Source organism: Campylobacter sp. CFSAN093233 (genome assembly GCF_011068165.1).
Taxonomy (GTDB): Bacteria; Campylobacterota; Campylobacteria; order Campylobacterales; family Campylobacteraceae; genus Campylobacter_D; species Campylobacter_D jejuni.
This window is the reverse complement of record NZ_JAAMWY010000008.1, coordinates 181,837-206,383: the sequence shown is the minus strand read 5'-3', so window position 1 is coordinate 206,383 and position 24,547 is coordinate 181,837. Positions and strand designations below refer to the sequence as shown.

11 protein-coding genes and 3 pseudogenes are annotated in these 24,547 nt (G+C 27.0%); 8 read left to right on the top strand and 6 right to left on the bottom strand.

Annotated features, from left to right (window positions below; all coding sequences use genetic code 11):
- Positions 1–55: 55 nt before the first annotated feature.
- Together FBF15_RS09520 and FBF15_RS08305 are read right to left on the bottom strand one after the other, a co-directional pair.
- Positions 56–1,996: a contractile injection system protein, VgrG/Pvc8 family gene (locus FBF15_RS09520; RefSeq protein WP_242633121.1), complete on the bottom strand. Its 1,941-nt coding sequence runs from the start codon at positions 1,994–1,996 to the stop codon at positions 56–58.
- Between the two features lie 150 nt (positions 1,997–2,146).
- Positions 2,147–2,793 (bottom strand): annotated as a pseudogene (locus FBF15_RS08305) (type VI secretion system baseplate subunit TssG); the annotation flags it as partial.
- Between the two features lie 130 nt (positions 2,794–2,923).
- Here FBF15_RS08305 and FBF15_RS08300 point away from each other — a divergent pair.
- Positions 2,924–3,823 (top strand): FHA domain-containing protein, encoded by a 900-nt coding sequence (locus FBF15_RS08300; RefSeq protein WP_165434631.1) that lies wholly within the window; start codon positions 2,924–2,926, stop codon positions 3,821–3,823.
- Between the two features lie 3 nt (positions 3,824–3,826).
- On the opposite strand, the gene FBF15_RS08295 is transcribed toward FBF15_RS08300, so the two are convergent.
- The 4 genes from FBF15_RS08295 to FBF15_RS09985 all read right to left on the bottom strand — a co-directional run bounded on the left by FBF15_RS08295 (position 3,827) and on the right by FBF15_RS09985 (position 10,303).
- The gene (locus FBF15_RS08295; RefSeq protein ID WP_052778249.1) at positions 3,827–5,107 is read right to left on the bottom strand and encodes a hypothetical protein; all 1,281 of its coding nucleotides are present in this window, start codon (positions 5,105–5,107) and stop codon (positions 3,827–3,829) included.
- An 18-nt stretch (positions 5,108–5,125) separates the two neighbouring features.
- On the bottom strand, positions 5,126–9,064 hold the full coding sequence (locus FBF15_RS08290) for a hypothetical protein (protein WP_165434630.1): 3,939 nt from the start codon (positions 9,062–9,064) through the stop codon (positions 5,126–5,128).
- Between the two features lie 266 nt (positions 9,065–9,330).
- Positions 9,331–9,690 (bottom strand): hypothetical protein, encoded by a 360-nt coding sequence (locus tag FBF15_RS08285; RefSeq protein ID WP_002779560.1) that lies wholly within the window; start codon positions 9,688–9,690, stop codon positions 9,331–9,333.
- A 28-nt stretch (positions 9,691–9,718) separates the two neighbouring features.
- The gene (locus tag FBF15_RS09985) at positions 9,719–10,303 is read right to left on the bottom strand and encodes a lysozyme (RefSeq protein WP_223213149.1); all 585 of its coding nucleotides are present in this window, start codon (positions 10,301–10,303) and stop codon (positions 9,719–9,721) included.
- A gap of 493 nt (positions 10,304–10,796) precedes the next feature.
- Between FBF15_RS09985 and FBF15_RS08270 the strand changes: the two genes are divergently transcribed.
- From FBF15_RS08270 to FBF15_RS09980, 7 genes and pseudogenes are all read left to right on the top strand, one after another.
- A complete protein-coding gene (locus FBF15_RS08270) occupies positions 10,797–11,444 on the top strand; it encodes an Mbeg1-like protein (protein ID WP_052773739.1) in 648 nt (215 codons plus the stop codon).
- Between the two features lie 881 nt (positions 11,445–12,325).
- Positions 12,326–13,921: an Mbeg1-like protein gene (locus FBF15_RS08265; RefSeq protein WP_052773742.1), complete on the top strand. Its 1,596-nt coding sequence runs from the start codon at positions 12,326–12,328 to the stop codon at positions 13,919–13,921.
- 7 nt (positions 13,922–13,928) lie between these two features.
- Entirely contained in the window at positions 13,929–15,359 is a 1,431-nt protein-coding gene (locus FBF15_RS08260; RefSeq protein WP_079476960.1) for a hypothetical protein, read from the top strand.
- The gene (locus FBF15_RS08255) at positions 15,356–18,826 is read left to right on the top strand and encodes a hypothetical protein (RefSeq protein ID WP_165434629.1); all 3,471 of its coding nucleotides are present in this window, start codon (positions 15,356–15,358) and stop codon (positions 18,824–18,826) included. Before FBF15_RS08260 ends, FBF15_RS08255 begins: the two co-directional genes overlap by 4 nt.
- A gap of 10 nt (positions 18,827–18,836) precedes the next feature.
- Positions 18,837–20,122, top strand: a pseudogene (locus FBF15_RS08250) (hypothetical protein).
- A 22-nt stretch (positions 20,123–20,144) separates the two neighbouring features.
- Positions 20,145–20,948, top strand: a complete 804-nt coding sequence (locus FBF15_RS08245; RefSeq protein WP_052796217.1) for a hypothetical protein — start codon at positions 20,145–20,147, stop codon at positions 20,946–20,948.
- A 690-nt stretch (positions 20,949–21,638) separates the two neighbouring features.
- Positions 21,639–24,465, top strand: a pseudogene (locus tag FBF15_RS09980) (conjugal transfer protein TraG N-terminal domain-containing protein).
- Positions 24,466–24,547 lie beyond the last annotated feature (82 nt).

Below are 24,547 nucleotides of genomic sequence, written 5' to 3'. Positions count from 1 at the left end.
TTTTTTATGGTTTGCTCATAATTATTACCTATTTCTTCTTTATAATCTTTTTGTGCTAGGATATAAATTTCTTCTTTGTCTTTGTCGTTTTTAGGGTAATTTCATTCCTTACTCTTGCATTGGTGTTATCCACTCCTACTGTGGAATTAGCCAAAGTAAGATAATGATTGTTTATAGAGCTTAATTCATAATCAGTATTTTCTTGAAGTTTTAATGTATCTAAACCTTTATCAATCATAGCAGGAACTACGCTTAAATAACTCAATGCATTTGTAGCGATTTCTCTTTTATATCTTGGATAATTATATTGGGGCATTGTTGTAGCCCCATTATACAAACTTCCACTTACATAAGGTTTATCTATATCATCATCTAAAAAAGAAATAATCACTTCATCTCCTATTCTTGGAGTATGAAAAAAACCTGAATGATTACTTGCTATATGAGAAGCTACTCTTAAAAAAGGAGTGTGATGATAAGATTTATAAGTATTGCTTGATAAATTAGAAGAATTTATATCTATATCATTTGCAATAAAAGTATCATTATCTAATTCTTCTTGATTGGCATAAAGATTAATCCTTACCTTAACCCTTCCATGCTCATCAGTATAAATAGTATTCCTCTCACTTTCTATATCCTTACTCTCTCCTATAACAATACCTTGAGTGCTATTAGGAGCTTTAGGTTTAGCTTTAAAACTTGGAGTAAAGATAATATTCTTTTTTAGTAAAGTTAAAGTATTAGAATAAGATTTATTTAAATTTAAATGATCATTAGTATTAATAGAATTAGCTAAGATGGCATCATCAATTAAGATTTGAGTATTAGCGATAATAATAAAGTCTTTAAGCAAAGAAGCTTTATCTTGTTTTTCTTCATCTTGATTTTTTATTTCTTCTTGATGATTAAACTCCTTATAATTTAAAGTGATAAAATCTCCTAAGTTAAGATGATAAATATTACTTTTTGCTAGTAAGCTTTCATTTAATACTAAGGCTCTTTTTTCTTTAAGAGAAGGCTTAGTCTTTAAATCAATGCTTTTTGTAAAAGAATATTCACTCTCATAAAAATGTTCATTATAACAAGCTTTGTTATTAAGTTCTTGTTTATAAGGAACTTTACTAGAGTGTAAAGATAAAAGATTTAAAGGAGTATTGGCATTAATACTAGAATGTGTAAAAGAATTAGTTCTTAAGCTTTGCTCTTTATAAATAGAAGAAATACAAGCTTGATTTAAAATATTATTAACATTAGGATTATACTCAATTTCTTTATTTTTTACATTTTTATACACATCACAAAAATAAATAGTGTTCTCATCTTCATAAAAAAAGATTCCATTATTATGGCTTAATCTTGTAATAAAGTCTAAATCACTTTCATTGTATTGAGAGATGAGTTCTTGTTCTTCATAATTAAAATGTATATTAGAATAATCAATTTCTTTATGTAAGATATCTTGATAAAAACCAAGGGTTTGTTTAATCACTTCTATAATATTAGTATGAGTATAAATACGATTGGCTTTATTTAAAGAAAGTCTTATCAAGACTGATTGAAGCTTAAAAGAAAAAAAATGCTTGTATTGTATTTGCTTAGTATTTGAAGTGCTATCATTAATATTTAAAGCACTTTCATGATTAATACCTAGATATTTTATATAAGTGATAATTCCCTTATAGTTTTTTACTTCATTGTTATCAAAGTTTAAGGTATTATTCTCATAAGGATTATGGATACTTAAAATAGCTTCTTGATCGATTAAAACATTAGGATGAAAATTAAAAGTTGTAGGGGTGCTTGGATGAGATGAAGCATTGGTTAAAGTATTTAAAGAAAATAAATCTTGTTCTAAACTTTCAAAAAAGCCTTCACATTCTATAGAAAAAAGCTCTTCAAGACTTTCTTTGATGAGGGCTTTAGTGATTTTAAAGGGTAGGGGATTTGAAGTAGAATTTGATATATTAAGACTCATGTAAGAATTAAGGGACATTGATGATCCTTTTGGGTTTGTTGATGATTAATAGCCTATAAGCTTATGTGATTTATTTTAGCATAAAGTGGGTAAAATAAAGTTTATTTTAGGGTATGGTTTATGGGTGAAGAGAGGTTGTGATTTTTTTAAACATATTTTTGTGTCAGCTTATTCACATAGTTTCATATATACTATTGTATATTTTTTTTGCGTATTACCTAAAATTTTTGCCCAACCAAGTTTGGCAGTATTTTCTTCTCCTAACACAAACTTCATTTCTGAAGAATAGTTGATTTTAAGATATAAATCAACACAAAATTCATTATTTGTTAAAAACATTATGCTATTTTTTAAATCATCGTGTTTGGTTCCATTGGCATAAATTTAACCGCTTCTTGATATGAAATATCCTTTATATAGATCGCTATTTTGTTTTGATAAGAGATAAATTTATCGCCCAATATAAAATTATTTCCTAAAATATTGTTCTTTATTCCTAAGTTATTTTTTTGCGAATTTGAAATTAAAATTTGATGGGGTAAATTTTCAATAATTGATAATTTATCCTTAAGTTTAAAATTGACTTGTAAAACTCTTTCAATGTGTGTTTTAGGTCGTCTTAAACTTAGTAGTAAAGGTGCAAATGGTAAATATTTTTTTGCAATATCGTATTCTTTAATTCCCAACATGCTAAATAAAATTTTTGAAATAGAATCTTTAAAATTTTCATTAAAAGATCGTGGATAATTTTTTAAGCTTATTACATCAAAAAATATCCAAAGCAAATAATGATTAAAGAAATCAAAGAATAGAGATTATATTTAACAATAATAAAAACTTATATTTTGACTTTGAAATTATTAACGGTGCTAGTGAATTAAATAATATAGTTTATATTTTAAATAATCTTAAAATAGTAGAAAATATTACAGGGGTAAATAAACAATGATAGAAAAAGAAGAGATAGGAATTGCTATTGAGAATTATGACGAATGTATTAGTGGTTCTAAAACATTTGTATTTAACACAAAGGGTGGAACTATAGGAAGCGGTGATGATTGCACTTTTCGTATTCAAGATAAACTAGAACAAATCAAAAATACCCATGCCATAGTATCTTATGAAGAAGGATCTTTTACAATTGCGGCTTTTGAAGATTCTGACATTTATTATAATAAGTCCTTTTCTAGAATGCCAAGTGGCTATGAAATAATAATCAGCATAGGCGATATTTTTAAAATCGGTAATTTAGAATTTAGATTTGTGGATGCAAAAAGCATTGAAGCAAGCATTAAAGAAAATAAAAAATACTTAGAAGATATTGAAAAACGCAATCATTTTGATGAAATTGAAATTAAACCTAGAGGAAAAACAAGTATAAATTTTGACAAAAACAAAGAGTTAAAAGAGATTTTAGAAAATAATGATTATAAATTTATCGAAGAAGAAAAGGCAGATGATAGCTTTTTAAAAGAAATAATTCAAAAAAATCCAAATTCATTAGAATATGAAAATGTTTTAAAAAGTTTGGTAAAAAATTTAAAAGATATTAAAACAAAACAACAAAACTCTAAATTAAATAATGATTATTCTTCTATTAGTATCAAAGATTTTGAAAGTATTATTAATAATATACTCTTAATCAAATCCACAAGATTGATCAATATTTTAGCCCTTAGCCTAATCGCAAAAGAATTATATACTCCAATATTTGAAGAAATGGAAGAAAATATATTTATTAAATATATTGAAGCTGCCATACAAAACAATATCAAAGAAGATAAGATTCTTTTTGAAAATCTTACCATCAAAGCATTGGAAAAGTATATTAAAGATTTTGAGTGATTTTTACTCTTTGATATTATGCTCTTTAGCATAAGCTCTTATCTTAGCTCGAAGTTCTTGCGGAAAATTATATCTATAAATAGCAGGAATTCTTGGGTCAAGAAGTTTATCAAGCTTATGTCTTTTATAAATAATTTCTAGTCTTTCAGGGCTATAGTATCTTGGAGCATTAGGATAGCCTTGAGGAGGAGTTAAGGCTGCGAGTTTGGCGCTTAATACTAGAGTATCTTTGAATAAAGTGGCTTGTCGATCACCCCAATCATTTGGAATATCAGCATCGAATCTAGTTTCCATTCCATTTACATATCCATCCATATAATGATCAAATTCTTTCCTGCTTTCAGAAGTAGAATCCACATCTCTTGGATCTTTTAATTTACCTTTTTCAATATCATCATATAAAGCCCAAATGATTCTACCTTCTTCATCAAGAGCAAATTTATATCGATTTAAATCAATCACCCAATCTACTCCTATAATCTCATCTAAAAAAGGAAGCATACCAAATTCATCTAATAAACTCTCATAATGATGATCGTGTAAATCATAAATCATTTTTGCTCTAAGCTTATTCCAATGTTGCCCTGTAAGAAAAGAATTAGAACACAATACTGCTAAACCTAAACTTTTAAAAGCATTTTTATCTCCAAGTTGAGCTTGTAAGAACAATGCTTGTTGTTGTCTTGCTTTAAATCCTACAGCAGCTGTAGGACTAGCTTTAATATTTCCCAAAAGTAAAGCAGATAATTCCCATTCATTAAAGAAAGAATAAGATTTTAATGTTCCACGATGAGAACTTACTTCATCGTAAATATAGGCGTATTCTTCATTGATTAAATTTCCTTTTTCATCTACATTAGCATAAGCATCATAGGGTATATCTATAACCACAGATCTTAATCCACTTCTTATTGCTAAATATTTATATCTTTCTCTTTTAGTTTTTAAAGATTTATAATAAGCTTTTTCTGCTTTAGTCCAAGGAGCTATAGCTCCTTTTATAGGATCTTTTAAATAAATGTTTTGCCATTCTTTAAATTCAAGTAAAGTAGAACTTTGCCCTGTATAAAAGTTAGGATCTAGGTATTGGGGTTTATAGTCTTTGTAGGGGGAGTTTCGTTTAATGTTGTGTGCTTCAAACAAAGCTTTGGAATATTCTTCGGTATAGTTGCCCTTTGCTGGTGGATGTGAATCTAAACTTTCTACAAAATATATTTTGTTTGTTTCTTTATCTACTTTTACAGCTATTCCATTAGGTGTATAAATTTTATAAGTCTCACTCATTATTTATCCTTTCTTAATTTATCCCATATATAAACCATCTTCTATGATTATAGTAGTAGCTAATCTGCCTATGAAGTTAGGCGGTAATTTTTGGGATTGTTTGTTTTTAGTTGCACTTTCTGTATATTCCTCATTTTTTTCCTCTTCATCACCTTCTTTTTCTTGTAAATTGTCTTGTTTCTTATTTATCCCCATATACATAGCCTTAAGATTGTTTTGTCCTATAACATTGAGTTTTTCTAGTAATCTTCTGGTTTTATTTTTATCTTCTATATATCTTCCTGTTTTATCTTTGCTTGTATTGTAAATTCCATTAGCAAAATCTTGTAAAATTTGTAAAGCTTCATTGTAAGCATGAATAGGACTATCTTCATCCTTTTTAAAAGCACTAATTTGCTTTTCTTTATTTCTAAACTCTTTAAACAAAGGATGATTACAAGGAAGTTGATACATGGTGCATTTTTTAAGTTCTAAAGATTTTAACTCTTTAAAATAAAAAGTATAATCATCTATAATATATTTTTGTTCTTTTATATCCTCTAAAGCAGTTGCATTTCTTTTCTCATCAATAATCAAATAAGACAAAAGTCTTTTTAAAAGAAATTCTTTATTTTCTTCAAGCTTTTGATCTATTTCATAATGAAAGGAAAAATGAGTGTCAAAAACTCCTGTGCAAAGATCTATGCCATAAAAAATTTTCTTTAAATCAAAGCTAATGAATTTCGAATTGATTGCAAAAGGATAAGTTATAAAATGATCTCTTATAACTGCTAAAGGAGAATCATCTTTAAAGGTGTAAAGCTGATAAACAATGCTTTCATATTGTTCTTGTAGGGCTTTAAAATTTGTTGGAAAGAGATAATTTAAAAAAATACCCACAAATTCTCCAGTCACAATAGAAGCAAGGTCAAGTTTATTTAGCTTAGCATAAGTATAAATAGTATATTTTTGAGTTTGTATATCTATGCTATGCATAAGAGCAATTTTAGATATATTGCTTTCTTGATTAGAGTATATAAATAATTGCTTCATATATTTATCACTCCAATAAATCTTAATTTGTTTTTCATTAAAGTATTCTTTTATCTTTGTGATAAATAGATTTAAACCGGATGTATTTTTTTGTATTATTAAATTGGATTTTATCTCTTGTGCTAAAATCATTTGGATTTTAGTATGAATTAATTCTTTTTCTATTTGTTGCAAGCGTGCTTTTATTATTAAATTAGATTTTATGTGTATATGATATATACTATTCTTTTTTGGAGGTGCAAAAATACCAAGCTGTTCTTTAAAAAATTCTTTAAATCCTTCTTTGTTTATTTTAATACAAGCTTGAATAACATATTCTATTGTTTTTAAAAAATTAAAATCCCACAACATTTGAGCTGTAAAGCTGATAAAAGGACTAGCGCTTAATAAAATTTTTAACATTGCATAAGTAAATATTTCACTTGTTTTTTGTTCTTTTGCCTTATTTAAATATTCTTTTCCATACATCTGTTCCAAAAGCTTTGATAAATCTGATATTTGTTTCTCTATATCCATCCATGCAACAAAAGCTCGTTGCGTTTCTTCGTCTAAATTCATAAATTCTTTAATGCATTTTTGTTCATCTAAATAATACATTTGCTTTAATTTGATTATTTTTTTATCTAATGTATTTGTTGTATCTAAATCTTTTGATAATTCATTAAAAAAATCATCTATAGTTATCGAACTATCATTTTCCACAAAAGAATAATCTTTTTTGTCAAGTATTTTTAATAATTGCGATACAACTTCATATGCTGTAATATTTGTTGGCTCATTATTTACATATATTGGACATTCATCTGTCCATAAAACATAAGTTTTATCTAAGTATTTTATATATACAAAATTACTGCCTCCATATTTTTTCAAATCCAAATTGATATTTGGAAAAATAAGCTTAGCTTGATACAAGACAAATGAAATGAATAAACATTCCATTAAAGAATAGTTCCCAAATGAAGATTTATCCGATTTTTCAAAAAACTCTTTTTTCAAAAAAGTTAAATATTGATGAGCTATCTTTTTTTCTTTTTCTATGATGGATTCTTTGGCTTCGTTTTGTTTAAAGAATTTTTTGATATAAAAATAAGGAAGCCATTTTTTATCATTTATTTTTTTATTGTAGTCAATATAAGCTAAAATGTTTATTCGTTCGCAATGTCGTAAATTTTCCGTCTTTTTTACTATTTCTATTATTGGCTCATTTTCTGATATTGCTAATTTTTCTTTAGCTGTTTTTGCGAATTCTGGTAGCTTCTGCGGTGTAGCAACAAAATTTGTTAAATATTTATAAACCTTTTGCATATCTTCATAAGCTTTTTTACTATTCTCATAAGCTTCTTTGGATATTTTCACAAAAGGGCTTAATTGTAAAATATAAGGTTCATTTTCATCTTGTGGCATTTCTATGCTATATTCGCTATAATCTCTTGTGCTGTCATAAGTTTTTTTTGAAGTATCAATATTTTTTTTAATTCTTCTGTATTTATCTTGTATATTATAGTTGGCGATTTCTTGAGTTAAACTTTCACTAAGTCCTGCATTGTATTTATTGGGGATATTTGAAATAATCAAATAATTTTTACTCATTTTAGTTGTATTTAAATCTATTTGTGCATTTTGATTTTTTTGTGCGAAAAATTCAGCTAGTTTACTTGAGTTAAAATTTGGACTTTCTATATAGGAAAAATAAATAAATTGTTTAATATCTTCTTGCAAATTCTTTAAAATAGCATTGTTTTTTAAATACAAATTAGATAATTTTTGCGTTGAAATGAAAGCGGGTAAATTGCTCGATTTTGAATCATTGGGTGTATTTTTATATCCCTTGTTTTTTTGTTCTGGGTTTAAAAAGATTTCACTAAAAATATTTTCAATGCTTTTTATTTCTTCGCTTAAAGTGATTTTATAAGCCAAATTCGAAGCGATATTGCTTTCATCACTTCCAAGATATAATCCAAAACCACTTAAATCAATAATTTCTTTTTTATTAATAATTAAAACACAAGATAACAAGCGAGAATTAATATAATGAATAAACATAGCACATCTAGTGGCTAAAAATGCGGCTAAAGGCGTTAAAAGTGTGCCATAATCTCTTTGAGCAAATTCATAATACTCGCTTGCAGAACCCATTAAAGAAAATAAACCAGCAGCCAAAATAGCTAATCCTGCCCCACCTGTAAGAACAGCTACCACTGTGGCTATTGCAACACCCGCTATAGCACTTAGTATGATTTTAATTTTTTCATATTCTTTTTCTTCGGCAAGTTTTTTAATGTGTTCTAACAACTCATTGATAAATTTTTCATAAGTATTTTTTAAAGTGGGACTTATGCTATTTTTGAAAAAATCCGATTCCATGACATTTCCAATCTTTTCTAAAACTTTTTTCTTAAAATCATCAAATTTCTCACTGCTTATATCATCAGGATCAATGTTTTCGATTAACTCGTCTAAGGTTGTTATATCTTCAGAATCTTTGGCTAGTTCTTTTAAAGTATTGATAAATTCGATACAAAGATTATTTTTATCTGTATGATAAAAAAGATTAAAATCTTTACCTTGTTTCTTGTCTTGAATTTCTTCTTCTAAGTCTTCTAAATAAACTTTAGTGCAAATTTCACTGCTTGATAAATCTTTTAAATTTACATTTTGTCCAGTATCAAGCTCATTAAGGGTATGGATATTTATTTCTATATTATTGTGATTATCACAAGTTTGTTTTAAAATTTCTAGTATTTGCATAGCCAATATTTGATTTTTAGATAGCATTTTTCTTTGATGAAAATCAATATTTTTTAATATAGCGTGTAAAATAGAAAAATTAGGATAAATAAAATCAATCTGTTTAACTTCTTTATTGTTGATTGTTAAATTTTTAATAGTTTGAATTAACTCTGTTTTAGAACTTATAAACATAAAAGATTCCTTATATAAAGCATTATTATATCATTTTTTATTTGCTAATATTTTTTGTCTCTATTAATCTCTCCTATCCATCTAAGCACATTACCCTTATCATCAATCTCTACTTCTAAATCTTTGTATTTGTTGTAAAATTTAGGAGCTAAGATTTCATTAATTAGGATTTTTATAACTTTAAAAACTTCTTGTAATTCTTATTGCATCTTTTTAACTTTTTGCATATTCTAGGTATTTGTTGTTGCTTGCTGCCTTTGTTGCGTCTATTTTTCACATAATTTCAGACGATATTCTTGTATAATCTGCTTGTTTTTAGAAATATATAAAAAATTATTAAAAATATTGTATTCATAAATACCATTTTTAAAAACATATCCTTTAAAATTCATATTTACATCACTAATAGACTTACCGTTTAAGACAATATATTTTCCATTATTTTTATTGACACCCACATATACAACCTTATCACAAGTTATATTACCCTCTGGACATAGATTTAAAATTTTTATCCAAAACTTTTCATTTTCATAGGTACATTGCTCTAGTGGAGTAAAATCCTCTTGTGCTAACAAATAAGTACTAAAAAATAAAAACAATAATATATTTTTAAAAATTACCATTTTTCATAACCTCCTTGAGTGTAAAGCTTTATTCAGCATTTCTCCTATTAATTAGTCCCTGCATTACTTTATTTTGACTTTTGTTCCACGCCATCCAAGCTTCCTTTAATGTTTTGTAACCCGTTTTCTCTGCATTGATGATTTTGGCAACAAAAGAGTTTTTAAAATTATCAATCCCTATATTAAAACATAATATAACCAAGTCATCAAATTCATTCTGTGCCAAGGAAGAGTTTATTGAATTTTTTACAGCATTTTCAAAGGGTAACAAATCGCTTTTAAACAATTTATCCGCTTCTCGTAAAGTAATACCATTTTTATACAAATCCCATTCATTTTGCCCTATAAGATGTCCATATCCGATAGTTACACCTTTAACATGTGAAGTAATTTCTTTTCCATTTTGATCATTATAAGGTTTGAGTCTTAGCTTCTCTATATTTTTTAAAAGATTTTGACCATCATTGCTTAGATGAGTGATTTTTTCTTGGGTATTGTTTTCACTAGAACTTATATTATTGCTTTTTGTAGTGTTTGTGTATTTTGTGCCATTATTTATATTTACATCTTTATTTTTTGCTTTTATTTTGTTTTCACTAACCCCATTTACCACCACAAATTTACCAACATAAAGCTCTTGTTTTCTATCTTCATCTTCTAAGATTTCATCTAGTCAAGGTGATAGAATGAAAAAATATAAAAAGATTTTAGTGCTATTATCACCAATAATTTTAATTATATTATTTTATACCCCTTTTTATATCCTAGCTATTGGGAATTTAGAAGGTTATGTAAATTAAATAATTATCCAAAAAGTGAGGAAAAATATAATAGAATCTTAGCTTATTTTGATAAGAGTTTAGATGGTAGTATAGGAAAAAATGGTTATGCAAAAATAGGTTATGGTAATAGAATAGATTTAGGTATATATATTTATTATAAGAATCCAAATAACAAAACATTAACTTTTAAAAATATTAATAAAATATATTTTAGACCAATATGGAAAAACTATGCACCAAATATTTATGGTAATGAGGGTAATATGGATTTTAGATTAAAGCTTGACGGTGAAATAGATTGCAGAAGCTTATTAGGAGAATTATATGGATAATAAACAACAAATCAATAAACTAAGGGACATGGCAGAACTTGCACAGGCAAGTTATGGATATTTTCATTATGTTGATAATAAATTTGATATAAAAGATGAAGATAAAATTGTTACCTTTGAAAATGTTTTAGATATTACCTATAAAAACTCTAAAATTATTGATGAAAGAGGATTTAAAATCGGCAAGCTCGATGGCGACTTCTCCCCACTCCAAGCTAAACAATTCTTTTCTCGCTATGATTTATTAATCCATCAACCAAATACAGAGTCAAGCTTTTCTGCTACTTTGTTTTACGATAAACAAAAAGATGAATTTATAATAGGATTTAGGGGAACTGAAGTTTCTTTTAAAGATTTAAAAGCGACATGGGAAACCGCTTTAGATACAACCCAAGACTTAGTCTTATCTCTCAATGGCAATCTTCAATCTTCTTTTCTTTTAGAATTTTTAGAACAAGTAAATAAAATAATCAAAAATAAACACAAAAGAATTATATTTGTAGGACATTCATTGGGTGGGTATTTAGCTCAAATGGCTTTGATATATTGCGATATTAAATATAAAGACAAATTATCTTTTAGCCCTAATGAAGTTTATACTTTTAATGCCCCTAGTGTTTATGGTTGGAATGGTTCCTAGTGTAGTTATATTTTAATTTTTAAAAAAGTAGAATAATTTTATTAAAAATATTAAAAAGGAAAATAAATGGGTCTATTGAAAAAAATATACATTGCTTGGGGGGGGGTATTTTGGGGAATTATTTTTTTGTTTAGTTCTTTATATGCTTATTTTAGTGATATAGAATTTTTTGGTGATATGTTAAAGATTGCATTTTTTATATATTCTTATCCATTGTTACCTTACATATCATATTTAACACTACAAGAAACTATTAAATCCAAAAATATTTTTCTTTATTTTTCTTTATTTTTCTTTATTTTTCTTTATCTCGGGAGGATTTTTTAATTATGTAATAACATTAGGTATTTATACAATATTATTTTTAATAATATCTATTAAATTTAGAAAAGAACTTTCTTATTATTTTTCTTTATTATTTTGTATTTTTTTATACATTTTTTTGTATCTTTTTATTTTTTAAAATTAACAATCTCAAAAATTATGCTAAACTTGTATAGATTGGTTTTTTTGATTTTTTAATAATAATTTAAATTTCAACAAAAAAGGAAGTAGTGTGATAATACTAAAAAATCTATATATTATTTGGATTATAATTTGGGGATTTGGGGCTATTTTAGGTTATTATATGGGATATGATGCAACTTTTACTAAAATGTTCTTTTTTCTTGTTATATTATATCTTTTTCCATTGTTGCCTTATTTTTATTATTTGATTTATAAAAAAGCAAGAAATACAAAAAATATATTTGTTGCTATTTGTTGCTATTTGTTGCTACTATTGATTAATAGAAATAATAGTAATTTTGAGCTGTACTTAATTATTATTGTGATACATATTATAATATTTGCAATAATTTATTTAATTAAAAGAAATAAAAATGAAAACTCAAATCAATAATTTAAAAGATTATGCAGAACTTGCATGGGCTAGTTATTTTTATTTTGATTTTTTAAATACTAGAAATATATTTGAGTTAGATTTTAATCAAGAAAAAATTCAAGAAGAAAATTCTCTTAGAGGCTATAGAGAAATAAAGGTAAATTTAGAACATGTTGTCAGTCAAAAACATAAAGATAAAGAAGTATTGATTGATTTAAGACAAGATGATGCTTGGCAATCAAAAATGTTAAATTTCTTTGATGAAAAGACAAATTTTGATAAACTCAACGGAGAATTTGGAGAATTACAGACTAAAAATTTCATTCAAAGATATGAGGTTCAATTTCATCAGCCTAACACTACAAGTGGCTTTAGTGCTACTTTGTTTTATGATAAAGAAAAAGATGAATTTATAGTAGGATTTAGGGGAACTGAAACTGATAATTTTATTAGCTCGATTCAAGATATAGTTCAAGACATAACTCTATCCCTCAATGGCAATATCCAATCTTCTTTTCTTTTAGAATTTTTAGAACAAGTAAATAAAATAATCAAAAATAAACACAAAAGAATTATATTTGTAGGACATTCATTGGGTGGGTATTTAGCTCAAATGGCTTTGATATATTGCGATATTAAATATAAAGACAAATTATCTTTTAGCCCTAATGAAGTTTATACTTTTAATGCCCCTAGTGTTTATGGTTGGAATTTTCCTAATATAGCTATCAACCCTAATACTATAAAAATTATGCAAGATCTTTTAGGAAAATACACTATAGATGTTTCAGAAAAAATCACTCATATTTATGATAATGGTAAAATTGAAATCATTGCTTCAGCTCAATATGGTGCAAGCAATGCTTTAGGTATATATACAGGGAAAAATGATCACTCTATAAAACCTCTTGTTAATACTCTCTATTTTTATTCCTATCTTTTAGAATTAGATGCTAACTATAACAAAGTCAAAGATAAAAGCCTTAGTGAGTGTATAGAGTATCTTAATCATTTTATGAAAAATATTCAAATTTATACAGAAACTTTTGTGTTAAAAAATAATGCTATTAATAATAAAAATTTCGCTCTTAAAAATGGACCTCTTGGACTTTTTAGAAGTTCTCCAGAAAAAATCAATCATTTTGAATATTTTCTTTCATTAATAGCCACCATAATGCAAGAAACAAATGGTATTTTAGAAGAGCTTGGAGATAATTATTATGCAAGCTATAAAGCTCCTACCATTAGTCAAACAAAAATCATAGATTTTATTTTAAAGGCGCAAAAAAAAGAAAAATACATTTTAATTCTTGATAAAAATGATTTTAATAAATACAGAAAAGATTGTTCCTTTATTAATAATCAAGAAAACTTAGCTCATAAAATTGCCATTGGGGAATTTAGAATTTTTATTGTGGTTTATAAAGATATGAAATGTCTTGAAAATATTAATAATATAACAAAAATATACGGATATAATTCAAAAAGTTATAAAATAAAAGATCAAATTTGGGATGAGCAATATTTAGGTGGAGTTTGTAAAATATCACAAGCTTTGTATTTTAATGGAAAAGCTAAAATAGGTATTATTTAGGAAAATTATGATAGGTAAAGACTTTTTATATTCTATTCATAAAGATAAAAAAAGTATTTATTTGTTTTGTGAAAATAAAAGCATAATTGATTGTCAAAGTATTTATGATGAACTTTATAAATTAGAAGCAACGACAGATTTTACTTTTGAAGAACTCCAAAACTATCAAGCTTATATCTTCCTAAACTCCACCCTCCTTACAGGCTCAAATGAACTTCCTAATAATCCTTTTTACTTTGGAGAATTAGATCAAGATAACACTATAAAACAAGATACACCTAGTTATTATTTTTCTCCTAAAGATGAAAGCAGTGGTTTAGGAAGACTTAGTATCTTTTATAAAAATGATGAACTTTGTTTGCTTAATTATTCTATATTAGAAAATTCTTTAAATATCAAATTAGAATGTTTAAGCAAACAAAGCTTAGAGTATAAAGACTTAATTTCAAACACTTTAAAAGAACAAAAAACCACACAAGTAGATAAAAAACAAGCTATAGCTAAACTTCATGCTCTTTTAGAAAATCAAAACCTAGAATGTATCCATGGAGGTAAAGTCATACTTAAATCAAACAAAGGAAAAACTTTTAAAGATGATGGTGTGCCTATAATGCTAGAAAGTGATTTATTAAACTCTAGTATAGTAGCTTGTCCTAATACTATAGCAGGTGTAAGTGTTCCTTGTACTAAAGTTGTTAATGTAAAAGGATCCTTATCTCAAAAGAAAGTCAATAATGAATATGTAATCTTACAAGAACTCATCTCAGCTTGTAAAACAGATAAAGGCTTTGCTTTAAAAGTAAGCTTTACTCCTACTAAGTTTAAATTTGATCACAGCTTTGATCCTAAAGAGGGCTTAGGAGAACAAAGTAAAAATCAAATAGAGTTAAAAGAACCTATAATAAGACTTCATTATAAAAGTGATAGATTTCAAAAAGATAATTTACCTATCTATAATCTTTTAATCAATAATGAAAAAAAAGAACAAGATAAGGCTTTAAATGAATTTAATATAGATTTAAAAGATTTAAAAGATATAGAGGATGTTAATATTTTTAATCAATTCAAACAAGACTTTAGTAAAGATTATGAATTTAAAGAATTAAATCTTAGCTTTGATACTAATTTAATCAAACTTTATTTTATTATCCCAAAAAACATTGCTAAAGTTTATAAAAGTGCTTATAAGGAATTTGAAAATAAAGATTTAGGAGCAGGGTATTTTACACAGCTACATGAGTATGATAAAATCATCAAAAATGCTTTAGAAGATAATAAAGAATTAAACGAATATCATTTTAGTTTTTTAGCTCCTGCAAAAATGCAAAATTTAAAACTTCAAATCGCACAAGGACTAGATGAAATCTTAGAAGATGAAGATAGAAAACAAGAGCTTTATGTTTGTAAATTTGTGGTGGTAAATGGGGTTAAAATATGAAAATAAAAAATTTTACTTTAATTGCATCAAATCATAATTTAGAAATCGAGTTAAAAAATCTTACCAAAAATGCTAATAAAATTATTTTTATATGCAGTGATTTTGATGGATATAAAGAAGCTAAGAATTCTTTGTATAAGACACTACATACTATTGAAGATAATTTTAAAATTGATAATACAAAAACTTTTAAAATCATACATTTAAATCAAGCCAATAAAGACGAAATCACAAAAGAACAAAAATTTAGCTCTGATAAAAATTTATCTAGCATTAAAAAAATTATCTTTAATAATTTAAAATTTTTAAATAATGCAATTAATCAAAATGAAAATAAAACGCTCAATAAAATTATTGATGAAAACAATGTAGAAAATATTGAAAATTTTTTAAAAGAAATTCAAAAAGAATTAAATATATTATTAAAAAATATCAAAGAATCTAACTATTTTGAGCAAGAAATTAAACCAAAGATACAACTTACCCTAGATACACTTTTTAATACACTTTTAAAAAATATTGCTCAATCTAATGATGATGAATATAAGCAAATTATTAGAGCTATAGCAAAATTTTTTATCAATATATTAGATTCTGTAACCAATCTTAAAAAACCTGTCTCTTTAGTCAAAAAAAATCCTTATGTTTTTGTTGTAAATACATTATTTGAAGCTTATAATTCTTCTGCTGAGTATCAAGAGTATAAGGAACAAAAATATTATTATGATTTTGCTTATCCACTTTTAGAGCTTATTACTAGTAAGCTTTATCCTATTATCGCTTTGTGCAATGAAGAAATTTTATCCTATGTATTAATTATAGATGATAAAGTATTATTAGATTTTTCATCTTATTCTAATGCACCTTCTATTAGTCTTTATAAAAATAGTTTTTATAAAGTTATTTTAGATGAAGAATTTCAAGGTATTTTTGATAATTTTTTAGAAAATAATCTAAAATTTGAAAATGAAAAGTTAGATAATACACTTTTAGTGAATTCTAGTTTAAATAATTTTGATACAACATTAAAAAAAGCAATCAATTTAAATATCTCTAAACTCAATCATTTCTTTTATGCAGAATATCCTGATTTAAATTCTTCCATGCTAGTAGAAATGATATTAGATAAAAAAAATACTGATCAAATCAATACAACCAAAATGGGTAAAAATTATTTGCTTATTACTAATCCACCACAGCTTAACAATGCAGGACTTTGTGAGGACTTGTATCAAAAAAAATTAGGAGCAATAATAAAAAATCGCCCAAAATCCCTTACAAAAAATGAAAAACTTGGGTTAAAAGAGCAATTTCCTAGTAAAAGAGATTATGGCTCTTATTTTATAGAAAGAGATGTTAAAAAGGAAGATGATTATGTATTGCAACTTTGTCCTTTTGTGAAACTTGATGGACAGATTTATCAAAAATATAAAGGGTATTTTAATTTTTATAATCAAACATATTCTTGGATGAAACTTTATTTATTAGAACATATAAACGAACGATTAGAATATGAAAAAGTTAAGCAAGATTTTGCTTATATTGATAGCTTTTTTAAATTGCCTAAAGAACTTGAAGAAATTAGCGAAAAAGAAAAAGAAAAAGTAAAAGAATATGTCGAGCTTTTTAATAATTATTTAGATAATATCAATTCTCGCTATGACCAAACACAATCCAATCTTAACTCAAAACCATTAATGTTTAAAACATATGAAAATGTAGATTTTAAGAAATACTCACCTTTAACGGTTGTTTTATTGACTTTGACTTTGTATGTTTTACAAAAAGACTTAGCTTTTACGCAAGAATATTCTTTGGGATATAAATTGTTTCAGGCAAATATTGGTAATTATCAAAAGATTAAAATACCAAATTATTTTAATGAGTATATTTCATTTATCCCTGATGATATTTATTTTTATGATAATGATAAAAAAATTTATATCTTTTTATCTAAAGAATTAAATAAAAATAAAAAAGAAGATGAAGTTATTTATTTAGATGAATTAGCTAAAGCTATGTTTGAAAATGATTTTGAAGAAGAAGATCAAACTTATGTAAATTTTTTAAAAACCTTAAATGAAAGCTTTGATGAGGAGATTGAATTTGAAGAAAATATACAAACAGACAAAACTCTTCCTTCAAAAAAAGATTTAGATAAAAGCATTCAAGATATTATGCTTGATAAAGAACTTGCAAAATTATCTATAGATATTACTTTTTTTAATATCATTAAGCAACTTTTTCCTTTTACAGAATTTTTTATGAGTCAGCCTGATTTTTTTAAAAAAATGATTTTATTTTTTATAGATTCAAGCTTAGATAAAAAGTATTATGGTAATAAATTATTTTCTAGTTTTAAAGCACATTTTTTTAAAGAACTAGGGATATTTTATGCACTTAGCCCTAAGGGGCGTTTTATAAAAATTAATCCAAAAAGTAAAAAATCACTCAATAAGCTTTTTTTATATCAAATAGGAACAAATTATTATTATTTTAATCAATTAGAATATGCAAGTGAATTAAAAAAGTCAAAGAGTTTTTCAAGATTGGATAAAGCTAAGCAAATTCATTTGATATCAAAAGTAAAAAAACAATTAGCTATTGATTTTTCTATTAAAATGAGTAAAGACTTGAGCGTGGATATATTAAAAAGTTTAGCAGGATCTTTTATTGATACACTTTTGCCTACAAATTATGAAAGATTGAAAATTTTATATGAAAAACTAATGTATGAAAAATTTACTTACAATTATGATTTTCCTTTAGCTGTAAAAAAAGAAGAATATATAACCTATCCTTTATTAATAAATTCTAGATTTATGAGTTTTGATTTATCTGAGTTTATTTTTGGTTCTTTATTATGCACGGGTGGGCTTAATTATTATCCTAGTATTGCTTGTGCTACAACTTCAAGTGAAGCTAGGGAATTTGCCTTAAAAAGACTTTTATCTTATATTATTTTAGATGAAAAAAGAAGTGCTTTTAAGGAAGATAAAATCAATGAAGGCAAATATATCTTAAATGATAAGGAATTTTTTGAAAAAAACAATATAGAACTTAGAAATTGTAATATATATAAGCTAGAGCATTTTCAAAGAAAAGAAGAGTATAAAACACAACACCCAGTGATAAAACAACACCCTATCTTAGCTTATAATGATGCTATACAAATTTTATATGAATATGCAAATGGGATTTATAATACCACTCAAGATGAAAAGGGTAAGTTCATAGAAGATAGGCAAAAGGCAAGAAGATTGATGGAAAATTTAGAAGCTATAGGACAACATAATTTGGAAGTGATGTATAGGGGGATAGGGGATGAAAAGACAAAAGATGAAATAAAAAATGAAAATGATGAGGAAGAAAGCGATGATATTAGTAAAATACAAGATTATTCTAATAAGTTTATAGGCAGACTAGCTACAACTATAATCATGGAAGATGGTTTATATATAGGATGAAAGGATAAAAATGAGTGAAACTTACGAGATTTATACACCTAATGGTATTATATTAGATGTAGAAAAAAAACAAATAAAATTTTATTATATGATGGAGGAGCTAAGGTAGGCAAATACACCCAAGAATATTCCAAAGCTTTGTTTGAAGCACACAATATCAAACAAAACTCCCCCTACAAAGACTATAAACCCCAATACCTAGATCCTGAATTTCACACAGGGGAGAAATCTACTTTACTTGAATTTAAAGATTGGCAAAGCATATATTTAAAAGATCCCATTAAAGGAAGCATAGCTCCTTGGACTAAAGCAGAAAAAGCTTATTATAAATCTTTAAAAACTAAAAAAGAAAGATATAAATATTTAGTTATAAGAAGTGGTATAAGAAGTGTTGTTATAGATATACCTTATGAAGCTATAGGAGCTGTAGATGAAAAAGGAAATGTAGATCCTAAATATGAAAAATTATATAGAATAGTAGATGATAATAAACATAATCTAAGATCAAGTTTATTTCATAATGAATGGGGTATGGCAGCAGGAATATTAGGTGATTATAAATACCTAGCTAATGATATGTTTCAAAATGGTTTTAATGCAAGATTTATACAAGCTACTATACTTTATATACAACTAAGTGGAGGAAGTAGTATATTAGATAAACCTCATTTATTAGGTGCTGTTTATGGTTATGCAGATATTGCTGTAGGAAGTGGTTTAGTAGGAGTGCATAAAAATCCTTTAAGAGAACAAGAGATTAAAACCTTAGCTAAGACTTTAAAACCTGATGAATTTGGTATGCTTCCTTTTATAGATGAGATTATGGGAGTAGATTGGGTGATTGATTATAATAAATATAGAATTGCTCGCGATGAATTTGGAAGTATGTATAAAGCCTTAAGAAGTGATATAGTTGAGGGCAAAATAAAAGATCCAAGGGATATAGATTCTACTTATGAAAGCAGAAGAGAATTTGATCATCATAGGGGAGGGTATTATAATGGCATGGTAAATGGCTATGGAACAGATACACCTAATGATTGGAGTGAAGAAAGAGCTCAACTTTTTAATGATACTTTAATATTACATGCCAAATTAGCAGCCCTCACTCCTCCTCAAGGCTATCCTAATGCACCTTATTATTTTACCCCTGAAAATCTAGAATGGTATTATAAAAGACATAAGCTTGATAGACTTCTTGATCCAAGAATTCCTGCTATATATAGATATAATTTTCCGCAAGAACTTCGAGCTAAGATAAGAGCTTATGCTAAAGAGCATAATATAAAAGAGTAAACCACAAAAGAAAGGAAAAACAATGCAAAAAATACTTCAAATCGATTTAGAAAAAAGAAAAGCTTTAGAGAATTTCAAAAATCTAGCTTTATTAGGATTAGGTGGAACAATGCTTTTAAATTTAAAAGAACAAGCTTTGGATTTTAGTCAAGAATTAACTTATATAAATACTTATGATAAGTATTTAAATTTAAAGCTTGATTCTTTTTATATCCCTTCTACACTTTTATCTTTGCTTCAATTAACTAAGAAAAGCAAAGAAGCTTTTTATATCAATGTTTTAATCAATAGCGATACACATTATAAAAATCCTTTATTACAATATGCTATTACCCAAAAACAAGAACAAGAAAATATCGTTTTTGCTTTAAAAAATAATGAAAATCTTAATGCTTCTTTTGCAAATCTTAATGCTTTAAAATTAGCCTTAGAAGAAAAGAATTTTTATCTTAATTTTATAGACTTAAACAGCAAAGAAAGTCTTTTAAGTTTTTATAATCAAATAATAAGCAATAATCATTTTAGAAATTATTTTTATATAAAAAATAATCAATTTTTTATTAAAAAAGATATAAAAAATAAAATTGTATTTCATAATATAAATTCTTCTTCTATTATAAGTAATTATCTTAGATTGTTAAATGATTTTAATACTTTAAGCAAGATAGAACTCATAAATATATTAGAAAGTTTAAGTTTATATAATCTTTCAACTTTAATGCAAACTATGCAAAATATACAATCAAAAAATGAATATAACTCAAAAGACTTTGATAAAGATAGTATCTTTTTATCTAATATGATTATGAATGTGAGATTGAAGTAAGTATAAGTAAATGATAGATTTGGTAAATTTAAATCTTGTTAAGTTTATTATTTAGTTCAAATAAAAATATAAAAAAATATAGAAATTCAATAGAAAGAAGAGAAGCTTAGTTAAAAGTTTGTTTGGTAAGCCACAAGGGAGTTTCGCCCCTTAAAAAAGGGGCAAGGCTAATAAGCCTTGACAGTAATTATATAAATTAGTATAATTATAAGTACGAAACGAAACATAGTTTCACCCCCTTTCTAGGGCGTGATTATGCCACAGGGTTGCAGCCTTGTGGCAAAACCCTTAATGCAATTATACCAAACAAACTCTTTAACTTCTTTAATATAGTCCATGAAAAGATTTTACTTGTTATTCCTTAGCACTTTGTTTTTTGCACCTTCATTTTTATTTGGTGCAAATATTAAAAATATAAAATAATATAGAAATTCAATAGAAGAAGAGAAGCTTAGTTAAAAGTTTGTTTGGTGTAAGCCAAAGGGATTGTTCTAAACCCTGCAAAAGCAGGGGATACTCAATAAGCCTTGACATAGCAAAGCATTAAGAGTATAATTATTAGAACAATTTTGAGCATTAAACTCACCTCCCTTCTGGGTGGTAAATTAACGCTAAAGGGTGGCAGCCCTTTGGCGTTGCACCCTTTTATAATTATACCAAATAAACTCTTTAACTTCTTTAATATAGTCCATGAAAAGATTTTACTTTTTGTTTTTTAGCACTTTGTTTTTTGCACCTTCATTTTTGTTTGGTGCTACAAACATAGCTAATGGAAATCTAATCTATACTTGGGGTTATGGCGATGTGATGAATGAAATCATGCAGGCGGTTAAAGGTATAACCACTGAAACAGATTATATCGTTAATGCAGCCTTGGCTATTTCATTATTGCTTTTCAGTATCAAAAAAGCAATGGATGGACAAACAAGTCCTGTGTTTGAATTTGGAAAAATGTTTATGCTTTTTGCTGTAGTGTGGTACATGTTTTTAAAAGCACCAAATGACAATAATCACCGCTTCATGATTCACGATGAAGTCACTAGCAAAGATTATGTCATTTCTCAAATTCCTATAGGTATAGGAAAAAGCTTTGCATTGATGACGCAATTTGAGAAGGTTATCCTAGAAGCTATGGAAAAACATTTTTCAACTCCACAATCTACAAATTTTTCTAATGCAGGTTTAGGTTTTTCACTTCAAGTGATGAGTACTTTGCCAAGCTTAAAGCTTTCGGCTATTGATGCAACTTTGCAAAAAAATATTGATTTTTATTTTAGAAACTGCGTTTCAGTAGGTATCTTGCTTAATCAACAAGGTAGAAATCTTTTTCAAAACTCTGATAATTTAATACAAGATCTTTTCACAAACATAGGCAATGGCTCTCAGCTTACTCCTTTGTTTGAAAATAACAATAATATTGAAAAACAAAGTGTTGTGCCTTGTTCTGATGCAGGTCCTCAAATCGTTGAAATGATTAAAAACGATACAGATGAAGCTATGAAGATTCATGCTGCTTTGCTTGGTATGGCGAATGATATGGCAAATTATGAGCAAAAGTTCTTAGGCGCTGCACAAATCTATAACGAACAAGCTGTAAGTGCTAGATCTTATTTGCAACAATCCATGATAATGCTTGCTTCTCAAGATGCAATCATTAATACCGCTAAATCAGTAGGTTTAAATCCTGCTTCTGTGGCTGCAAATACTGCTTATGCGGATCAGCAATTTTATGCAAGTATGCAAGCACAAGGACACTTGGCACAAACTTATTTGCCTTTAGCTAAAGCTTATTTAACAGCTATTATCATAGGTTTGTCTTGGCTTGTTGCTTTGCTTTCTATTGTGTTTGGCTCTTATGCTCATATTAAGATGTTTTTTACTCTATGTATTTGGATAGTACTTTGGACTCCTATACTTTGTATTATTAATTTTATAAATGATTTTAATCTTATGAATGTTGCACAGGTGATAACAGGTGGAAAAGCAGCTTTAAGCTTAGGAGATAACATTCTTATATTCAAAGAAGTAGCAAATAGATCAAATTTCATGAATTATCTTGTAATGAGTACTCCTGTTTTAGCTTATGCTATAGCTAAAGCAAGTGAACAAGGATTTGTAACTTTTGCTTCTGGATTATCTCAAGCTCTAACAGGTGCTTCAAGAGCTGCTGGAAGCTTTGCAAATCAGCAAGCCTTATCTACACAAACTAGCATTGCTGCTCCTAGAGGAGATGAAGTTTGGGCGATGAATGCAGGGGTGATGAGCTTGCAAAGTGCTATAAGTGCAGGGGGTGGTAGATTTAGCATGTCTAGTATAACAGGGGGTGGAACAACAGCTAGAGATGTGAATACAGGTACAAGTTTTGCTTTGGGAAATCATGGTGAAATTTCTAATATGAATAGGACTTGATGCAAAACACGCACAAAGCGAAACTCAAACTAGACAAGATTCTCTTGCTAATTCTATTGCCGATACTCACAAAACAGGCATTAATCACGGTATTACCTCTGATTATCTTAGAAATCATGGTGCAGGAGTAGAAGATACTAAAGCAATTGAGAAAGCAGAAACGAAAGCTTTAAAAGAAACTATGAATGAAGCATTGAGCGATAAATCTAGCTTCTCTGAAACAGACAAAAAAGCTTTAGAAGGAAGTATTAGCGCTTATGCTAGTGGCTCAGCAGGGATTGAAATCTTTGGAAATGGTGGAAAAATAGGTGGAGAAATTAAAGGGACAGCTTCAATAGGCACAGGCTCAACTGAAACACAAGAATATTCAAGAAGCCTAAGTAAAGAAGGGTAGGCTGCATTTGATAAAATGTATGCTGAAAAACTTGGCAATATCATTAAATCTAATGATAGTGTGGCTTCTGCTTATTCTAATGCTCTATCTACAAGCACAGGTAGTGAATTTGCTGATGCCAAACAAAAAGCACATTCTTATAGTGAAGCAAGTCAATACAGTGAAGCTATACAGGCAAGTAATTTTACCTAATATGGCTGAAAATTACATTGCTGAAAATAATTTGGGTGGAACTAGAGAACAACAAGTTGCTGCTGCAGCTAAAGGGTTAGAAAACTTAGCCGCAAGGGGAGATTTGCAAGGCTTGTTGCATTATGCTAATATGAATACAGCTAAGCCAAATGCTGATAGAAATCATGATGTTAGCAATAAATCTTATTACAGTCCTTCAAGTGTAGGAGCTAATAATGCTCATAATAATGATGCAGTAGCTAATCAAAATAAGTTAAACAGCTTAGGAACAACAGGGGGGGGGATAATATAAGAAATGAATTTAACCAACAAAGTGGGGCTGCTATAAGTAATTTCAAAAATCAAGGAACAAGTACTTCTAATGTGGTCAATAATAGTGCTAAAGATGCCATAGTAGAACAAGATGCTAACAGGAGAATGGGAGTAAATCCTAGCTCTTATATAATACAAGATGCAAGTAAATCAGGTAATGAGCTTGCAAAAGAAGCTCAAGGTTTATTTGATGCTATGAGCAAAAAATAAGTCTAGCTTTTTAGTTAGGCTTAGTGATCTCGTATAGCACCGAATATATAATCAAATTTACGAGGATCGCTTTCTATATATC